We start from the raw sequence: 7,847 nt of genomic DNA, 5'->3' as shown, positions 1-7,847 counted from the left end.
TGACTTCAGCGATGCTCCGGCCTTCCGGTGGCAGCACTTTCTTTAAAACACTGTGCCTTACGGCATGCGAGTAACCCATAGTTCGCCTCCTTGTTGGACGCGACATCTATGTTAACACATAGGGGGGACTGTTGAAATGGTTCACTGATTACAATACGACAAGGCGACACAAGTCTCCTATAGATGAGGAGTACTTCAATAAAGAAAAAAAACGCCCGCATCTCGCAGGCGCCTGATCAACCAAACACAATATCACCCCGCTCTCCACACGGCGGCACAACCTAACCAAACCCGCACCAGCACAGGGTTTCACTTTTCACCCGCCAGCACCATCTCCCAAAGCCGACACAATCTGCCGCACGGCCGTTTCAGCAGAAAACAGGCGTTCGAACAACCCCCTGCACCGCCCCGACACATCAGCGCCATCTTCACCTTCGGCTAACAGCTCCTCAGCCATCCGATACAATGTATCAACTGCATTATCCTCACTCACCCTGCCAACCCGTTCCCTCCGTATCATACCAACCAGGTCATTACCTGGATTGATGTTAGCAAGAACAGGCAATCCGCTCTGCATATAGGTCACAAACTTTCCCGGTATGTTGTGCGACTGATGCCGTGGATCAAGAGCCACCATTCCTACATGGCACTGGGCATACAGACCCGGAATCTCATCAGGATCGATCTCGTCTAGAAAGAGCACATTACAGAGCCCACGCCGTTTCGCTTCTTCAGCGAGACGCCCCGCATCACTCCCCCGCCCAACAAAAAGAAAACCGACATCTTCACGCAAACGAAACCGCTCCGCGAGATCAAGCAGGATATCCATGCCTTGTGCAACACCCATGTTCCCGGCATAGACAAACACCTTGCGGCCTGCAAGTGGGGTTGCATCCATCCGTAGAGAACAACCAAGATGCCCGACCGGCCCCAACCAGTTCTGAAGCACTTCCGCCTTTCGGCCTACCCCTCTGCTCCATCCTTCAAAATACTTGAGATTACCCGCTGTCTGTACGCCGATGATATCGGCAACAGCATATTGATATCGGGCAATCGCCCTAAAAAAAAGATAGGGCAGACCACGCCCCATCAGCCTCATATCAACGGCCCACTCCGGAAAGATGTCACGAATGATCAGATACCCCCTGCACCCGCTCCGTGCCTTCAATGCACTGGCCAGCGGGCCATGGAAAATGGAGGGCGCATACCACACCACCCCGTCCCAACGCTCGGTAGCAAACGGACTGCGCTGAAGGTTACGCAGCATCGAAAAAGGCATCACAAGCTCTCCGAGCGTCCGACGCAGATAGTCAATATCCTTAATTCGAGGAGCACGCAAGCGAAGCACCTCCACCCCGTCCCGCTCTTCAAGCGACCAGGCCCGATCAAGGTCGGAAGAAGGCAGCATAACGGTCAACCTATGCCCCTGGCGCACAAACTCCCGGGAGAGATCGCGCAGCTGCACCGCACCCGATGTCCGAAGCGGCGGAAAAGTATCGGCAATCAACGCAACACGCATACAACCAACCTCAATACTTCTTCCACACCACGCGGTTCACATAATCCGTATAACTGTGGATAATGCGCACCACCTTCTCCGACACATTCGGCATACTGTAATCAGCCACAAGTCGCAACCCCCTCTCCTCTCCACGAGGCTGCGACTCAAGAATGGCAAGCCCCTGCATCACCCGCTCGACCTCAAGGCCCACCATCATGACCGCAGCCTCCTCCATCCCTTCAGGCCGTTCATGAGCCTCACGCAGATTGAGCGCAGGGAAGTTCAAGATTGAGGACTCTTCATTGATGGTCCCACTGTCAGAAAGCGACGCCTTGGCATGCATCTGCAGGTGTACATAGTCGTGGAATCCGAGTGGTTTAAGCAACCGTATCGCTGGATGAAACTTTGCCCCCGTGGCATCCACCCTTTTCTGTGTCCTCGGATGCGTTGATACTATAACAGGCAAATCATACTCTTCAGCAACCCTGTTCAGCACCTCCACCAGCTTACTGAACGAAACCGGAGACTCGATATTCTCCTCGCGATGGGCACTGACAACGAAATACCCATACTCATCCAGCTGCAACCGCGTTACGACATCCGAAGCCTGAATTTGAGGCAAATAGTGGTGCAGTACCTCATACATCGGGCTTCCAGTCTTGATCACCTGATCCGGAGACAACCCCTCCCGCAACAGGTAGTCACGCGCAATCGTGCTATAAGTCAGGTTGATATCGGCAGTATGGTCAACGATTCGGCGGTTGGTCTCTTCAGGCACCCGCTGATCGAAACACCGGTTACCGGCCTCCATATGGAAGATTGGAATCTTTCTCCTTTTGGCCGGAATCACCGACAAACAACTATTGGTATCCCCCAAGACCAGCATCGCCTCCGGCCGCACCTCAGCCAACACCTGGTCAACGGCGATAATCAGATTACCGATTGTCTCTGCCGCCCCACTGCTCCCAGCTGCGCTGCTCAAGAAATGGTCAGGCTTCCGAACGCCAAGGTCTTCAAAGAACACCTGGTTCAGCTCATAATCGTAATTCTGCCCGGTATGCACCAGAATGTGGTCACAATGCTCATCCAATGCAGCCAACACCCGCGACAGCCGAATAATCTCGGGCCGGGTACCGACCACGGTTACAACTCGTAATCTCTTCATGAACCTTCTTTTATAAGAGGACAGATGTAGGTATCTGGTTTTTCTCGATCAAACACTTCATTTGCCCACAACATCACCACAATCTCATCCATACCGATATTGGTGATATCATGCGTCCAGCCCGGCACCGTTTCCACAATTTCCGCTTTCTCGCCGCTGGTCACCAGTTCGTATGCTTCGCCCGTCTGCATGTGGCGAAATCTGAACCGGGCCAGCCCCTTGATGACCAGAAACTTCTCTGTTTTACTATGATGGTAGTGCCCGCCCCTCGTCACCCCGGGATGCGCGGTGAAATAGGAAAACTGCCCGCAATCGGGTGTTTTAAGCATTTCAACAAAAACACCACGAGCATCTCTGTGCTCTGCAACCTCATAAGCAAAAGACTCTTTTGGCAAATAACTTAAATAAGTGGCAGACAACGCCCTTACCAGTCCTGTGCCCACACGTTCCGTCAGCAATGTCGACCGACTCTCCTTGAATGCCTCGATCTGACGGGCCAGATCCCCCACCGTTATGGTGTACTGAGGATGCATGATCTCGAAGCCATCTGCATCGACATCGCAATCAGCACCGTCCATAAGCGCTATGAATCGCTCAACCACATCATCGACATACACCAACGTCAACGAACTCGAAGGATCATTGACCTGAATTGGCAGACCACGGGCAATATTGTAGCAAAAGGTTGCCACGGCCGAATTGTAATTCGGCCTGCACCACTTCCCGAACACATTGGGCAAACGGAACACATGCACCGGGTTACCATTACTGCGCTGTAATGCAAACAACGCCTCCTCTGCAGCACGCTTGCTCGCCCCGTATGGATTATCTCGCTCTGCCTGTATGGATGAGGTATAGACCACCGGAATTGAGCGCCCGCATGCAGCAACTGCCGTACAAAGCACATGAGTCAGCTCTGCATTACCTGTTACAAACTCCTTCGGGTCTTGCGGCCTATTGATCCCAGCCAGATGAAAGACAAAGTCCGCGTCGCGCAGCATCTCGGGAAGCGATTCCACATGATGCGCCCTTGTAAAACAAACCACCTCCACATCACGACGCACGGCGAGATGCAGCTGCAGGTTCTTGCCCACAAAACCGTTTGCACCGGTAATGAGTACCTTCATGGCTTATTCCTCAGCCTCTACTTGCTCACCACGTACAGCAGCCTGCATAAACCGCAGCTTCATAAGCAACGCCTTCATCCCTTCAACATCCAGCCGAGTCGTGTTGTGAGAATTATATTCAACAGCATCAGAGATCTTTACCTCACCATGTTCCACATACTTATCATAATTCAAATCACGCAAGTCAGGGAGGACACGGTAATAGTTACCCATATCCTCAGCAGCGACCATCTCTTCACGGCTGAGCAACGCCTCGAACAGCTTTTCACCATGGCGGGTACCGATGATGTTGATCGGATGCATAGGCTTACCGAGCAACTCGGTCAACGCTAGAGCCAAGGTCTCAATAGTCGCAGCCGGCGCCTTCTGAATAAAAATCTCGCCTGGCATTCCATGCTCAAAAGCATACAGCACCAAGTCCACTGCATCATCAAGCGTCATCATAAAACGGGTCATCGCCGGATCGGTGATGCTAAGCGCCTGACCGCCACGGATCTGATTGGTAAACAGCGGGATGACCGAACCACGAGAAGCCATAACATTACCGTACCGCGTCGCACAAATCACAGTATGCGCAGACGAACGCGACTTGGCAACGATCACCTTTTCCATCATTGCTTTGCTGATACCCATGGCGTTGATAGGATACACCGCCTTATCAGTACTCAGGCAAACAACCCGTTGAACGCCACAGTTTATAGCGGCTTCAAGGACATTCTCAGTACCAAGCACATTCGTCTTCACCGCCTCAAGCGGGTGGAACTCACAGGAAGGAACCTGCTTCAACGCAGCCGCATGAAACACAAAGTCAACACCGCGCATGGCACTCAAGACTGACTGATAATCGCGCACATCCCCGATGTAGAACTTGAGCTTGGGATTATTGTAACGCTTTCGCATATCGTCCTGCTTCTTTTCATCCCGGCTCAGAATGCGGATTTCACGCAAGTCAGAATTCAGGAAACGATGCAATACGGCATTACCGAAAGAACCGGTACCACCGGTAATCAAGAGTACTTTATTGGAAAACATACAAAGCTTATAATTTAGTCAGATAGTTAATGCTTTACGGCAAAGCTGTACTTTCTGTGCAGGAGTTGGATAGTTGATCAGCACTGCACGGTATTTACCTTTGAAAACGAACAAACTACCCGCAGCTGCACCTATCACCCCCAACCGGCCAATCAACTCGCCTATGTGTTCAAGTGATCCAGCTCCACCCAGAAAGGTCACAGGCACTTTGAGCGCCTGCTTTACTTGGGCGGCAAAATCCAAGTCATAACCCTGCATCAACCCATCCCTGTCCACCGAATTGATGACGATCTCACCCGCCCCGGAATCCTGCAACTCAATAGCCAGCGTCACTGGATCAAGCTTGTGTTTAGTTTTTGCGTTACGCGTACACACTTCATAGCCTTTAGCGAAAAGTCCGGTAAGTTTGCGCACATCCAAAACCGCAACCGCAGATTGCCGACCCACTGCAACAGCCATTTCGGACAACAGAGAAGGATTGTCAATTGCAGCAGCACTGATCGCTACTTTCTCAACACCCATGTCCACAAGACGAGTCGCTTGTGCCGCACTGGTCACACCACCACCGTAGCAAAGAGGCATACGGCATTCCGCTGCAAGTTTAGCTATCAAGCCAAAGTCTGGAGCCACACCATTGACCGTTGCGTCAATGTCAAGCACCATGAGCTCATCTGCTTCCTTCTCATTAAAGATCCGGACTGCATTGATGGGATCACCCACATACTTCGGATCCTTAAAGCCTTGGGTTTTAACAAGACCCCCTTGATGAACCAGCAAGCAAGGGATGATTCTAGGGCGTAACATCTCTCAGAACTCTACAAAATTTTTCAAAAGTTGTTCACCCCAGTGGTGGCTTTTTTCAGGATGACACTGTATGCCGTGGATGTGCCCACGCGATACCACTGCATCAAAATCGATACCGTAGTGCGCAGTAGCGACAACATCCGCCTTGTCCTGTGCATCGAAATAATATGAATGCAAAAAGTAAAACTGCGGGGCATCATCAAAACCATGCAATAACATCTTGCTGCCATCATGAGACTGCAAATCATTCCATCCCATATGCGGCATAGGCAGATTAGCGCATCGTGGGTTACGAGCAAACTCACGCACACGCCCGGGAATCCAATTCAGACCCCCAAGTGTTCCCTCATCTGATCCTTGAGCAAGCATCTGCATCCCTACACATATTCCCACCACAGGAACCTTTGCACCTATAACAAGTTCTTCCAGAATTGAACGCATGCCGGAATCATTCAGCCGTTGCATCGCGTGGTCAAAATGCCCCACGCCAGGCAGCAACAAACGCGTGGCATCTTGCAAAGCATCAGGCGAAGCTGCACGCTTCGCATCAATACCTAACCGCTTAAACAAATTCAATAACGCTTGAATATTGCCAACGCCGTAGTCGATAATATAAATCATCGGAAATATCTCTTTTCTAAGCCAAGCATTCTCATGGCATTGGCACCCATACCAATCAACCAACGCTTGTTATTAAAATCGCGATATGTCTTTTTAGGCAGTTCAAAGAGTTGTTGCAACTCGTCAACTGACAATCCTAACTTATGTGCAACATACTCAAACTCTTGTTTCAAGAAGTGCTCATCCATCTCCGGGTGAGAAATACGTTCCAGTGCCTGGTCCCGAGTCATCTGGCCGGTCATAATCAAGCTTGAGAAGTGCGCTCGACGCTTCTCGAACCCAAATCGGCGAGGAAGCCAATAGTCTTCATAAAAGCGAGTAAAACGCGACTCGTGGTGTTTATGCTTAAACCGCTGCCATCCAAAGCGTTGCTCCAACTCATCCTCTGCATCTTTCTTGACATAAGGAACCAAATTGAGAGGATAGTGCACCTTCATGCCTAACGCCTTTTGATACCAAAGTTTGTAAACAAGAATATCTACCAACGGAAAATCATCATTGGGCTTACCATCACCACACCGTGTCCAAATGTCGCCAAATAGGGTGGTATCAATTCCTAAATACCCCCCCCAATCTTCAGGTTCACGGCAGCACTCCGTCGAATAGTTAGAGCCTGTGATAATGTGCTTAATGTTATATTTGTGCGCAAACCTGTATAGCCCGGAAAAGAACGCCGCATCCTGCACCAGATCCTGATCAGGAATACCGGCACGCATAAAGGCAATCTGCATGCGTTTAACTGCCTCCCAGTTCACAACATCAGTATACAGGTCCAACCCTAGACCATCGACCAACTTTTCAATATTTCCAACAGCCTGATCCGTGTTCCATCCAGCGTCAATATGAAATAACAGCGGGCGAAGGCCCATCTTTTCCTTTACTATATAAGCGGCATAAGAACTATCTAATCCACCACTAAGTCCAATGATACAATCAAAATCATGAGCCTTACTGTCATTCCTGATCTTGTCAGCTAAGACATTAAGCGATTTCTCATACTCCCCAGTAAATTTCCAATTAGGAAGAATATTGCCTTCATAATTATTGCAATAATCACACACGCCCCTAGCATCAAATCCAATATTCGGATCAGATGTATCCATAATACACTTAGTACAGACTTGATATGGAATGTTATTCATTAAGGGCACCTCGATTAACTGAATTTTAAGATATCATTCCTGCCAGGTAGTTCTGGCTGGCACACATTCAATCTAGAAAAATACTGTTCTTTGACTGATTTTGAGCTGAAAAGCCCCCATTAACGGCCTCTTGGGCGCACTTAACCCAAGGAGGCGCCATGGATTACCCTATTGAGCTGGATGCAGCGCATCATATTGTAGGTCAGATTGGCCAGGCCCCCTATGTGTTAACATAGATGTCGCATCCAACAAGGAGGCGAACTATGGGTTACGGCGTGATTTTTGGATGATGTCGCGAAACGGGTTTCCAATAAACTACAGCCCGCTTCCGGTTGTTTGATTTGCTGACCAGTACATTTTACGAAGTTTCTGCTGCTTTCCCAATACTCTTTTTCTTTCAGCGATAATCCCTGCTGCAAGGTCCTGATGCATCTGTTCCGGGGTCACATATCCGA

General features: G+C 50.0%; 7 protein-coding genes. All 7 read right to left on the bottom strand.

The window, feature by feature from the left end:
• Nucleotides 1–316: 316 nt before the first annotated feature.
• Genes EKD02_RS10825 through EKD02_RS10795 form a run of 7 tightly spaced genes read right to left on the bottom strand, consistent with a single transcriptional unit; the run spans nucleotide 317 to nucleotide 7,392 of the window.
• Nucleotides 317–1,519: a glycosyltransferase family 4 protein gene (locus EKD02_RS10825; RefSeq protein ID WP_126385253.1), complete on the bottom strand. Its 1,203-nt coding sequence runs from the start codon at nucleotides 1,517–1,519 to the stop codon at nucleotides 317–319.
• A gap of 10 nt (nucleotides 1,520–1,529) precedes the next feature.
• Nucleotides 1,530–2,666: a non-hydrolyzing UDP-N-acetylglucosamine 2-epimerase gene (wecB, locus tag EKD02_RS10820; RefSeq protein WP_126385251.1), complete on the bottom strand. Its 1,137-nt coding sequence runs from the start codon at nucleotides 2,664–2,666 to the stop codon at nucleotides 1,530–1,532.
• Nucleotides 2,663–3,793, bottom strand: coding sequence for a UDP-2-acetamido-2,6-beta-L-arabino-hexul-4-ose reductase (gene wbjC, locus EKD02_RS10815; RefSeq protein WP_126385249.1), 1,131 nt, complete (start codon nucleotides 3,791–3,793; stop codon nucleotides 2,663–2,665). Before wbjC ends, wecB begins: the two co-directional genes overlap by 4 nt.
• 3 nt (nucleotides 3,794–3,796) lie before the next feature.
• The gene (locus EKD02_RS10810) at nucleotides 3,797–4,825 is read right to left on the bottom strand and encodes a polysaccharide biosynthesis protein (RefSeq protein WP_126385247.1); all 1,029 of its coding nucleotides are present in this window, start codon (nucleotides 4,823–4,825) and stop codon (nucleotides 3,797–3,799) included.
• Between the two features lie 18 nt (nucleotides 4,826–4,843).
• The gene (locus EKD02_RS10805; protein WP_126385245.1) at nucleotides 4,844–5,629 is read right to left on the bottom strand and encodes an AglZ/HisF2 family acetamidino modification protein; all 786 of its coding nucleotides are present in this window, start codon (nucleotides 5,627–5,629) and stop codon (nucleotides 4,844–4,846) included.
• Between the two features lie 3 nt (nucleotides 5,630–5,632).
• Nucleotides 5,633–6,250 (bottom strand): imidazole glycerol phosphate synthase subunit HisH, encoded by a 618-nt coding sequence (gene hisH, locus EKD02_RS10800; protein WP_126385243.1) that lies wholly within the window; start codon nucleotides 6,248–6,250, stop codon nucleotides 5,633–5,635.
• Nucleotides 6,247–7,392 (bottom strand): N-acetyl sugar amidotransferase, encoded by a 1,146-nt coding sequence (locus tag EKD02_RS10795; RefSeq protein WP_126385241.1) that lies wholly within the window; start codon nucleotides 7,390–7,392, stop codon nucleotides 6,247–6,249. The genes hisH and EKD02_RS10795 overlap by 4 nt, the downstream gene beginning before the upstream one ends.
• Nucleotides 7,393–7,847: the final 455 nt, after the last annotated feature.

Source organism: Chlorobium phaeovibrioides (assembly GCF_003968655.1).
Classification (GTDB): Bacteria; Bacteroidota; Chlorobiia; order Chlorobiales; family Chlorobiaceae; genus Chlorobium; species Chlorobium phaeovibrioides.
This window is presented reverse-complemented; position numbering and strand designations above follow the sequence as displayed.

What these genes read in the sequence shown, in the direction of transcription:
- EKD02_RS10795 (WP_126385241.1), bottom strand. Translation starts at nt 7,392, where the DNA reads ATGAATAACATTCCATATCAAGTCTGTACTAAGTGTATTATGGATACA.
- wbjC (WP_126385249.1), bottom strand. Translation starts at nt 3,793, where the DNA reads ATGAAGGTACTCATTACCGGTGCAAACGGTTTTGTGGGCAAGAACCTG.
- hisH (WP_126385243.1), bottom strand. Translation starts at nt 6,250, where the DNA reads ATGATTTATATTATCGACTACGGCGTTGGCAATATTCAAGCGTTATTG.
- wecB (WP_126385251.1), bottom strand. Translation starts at nt 2,666, where the DNA reads ATGAAGAGATTACGAGTTGTAACCGTGGTCGGTACCCGGCCCGAGATT.
- EKD02_RS10805 (WP_126385245.1), bottom strand. Translation starts at nt 5,629, where the DNA reads ATGTTACGCCCTAGAATCATCCCTTGCTTGCTGGTTCATCAAGGGGGT.
- EKD02_RS10810 (WP_126385247.1), bottom strand. Translation starts at nt 4,825, where the DNA reads ATGTTTTCCAATAAAGTACTCTTGATTACCGGTGGTACCGGTTCTTTC.
- EKD02_RS10825 (WP_126385253.1), bottom strand. Translation starts at nt 1,519, where the DNA reads ATGCGTGTTGCGTTGATTGCCGATACTTTTCCGCCGCTTCGGACATCG.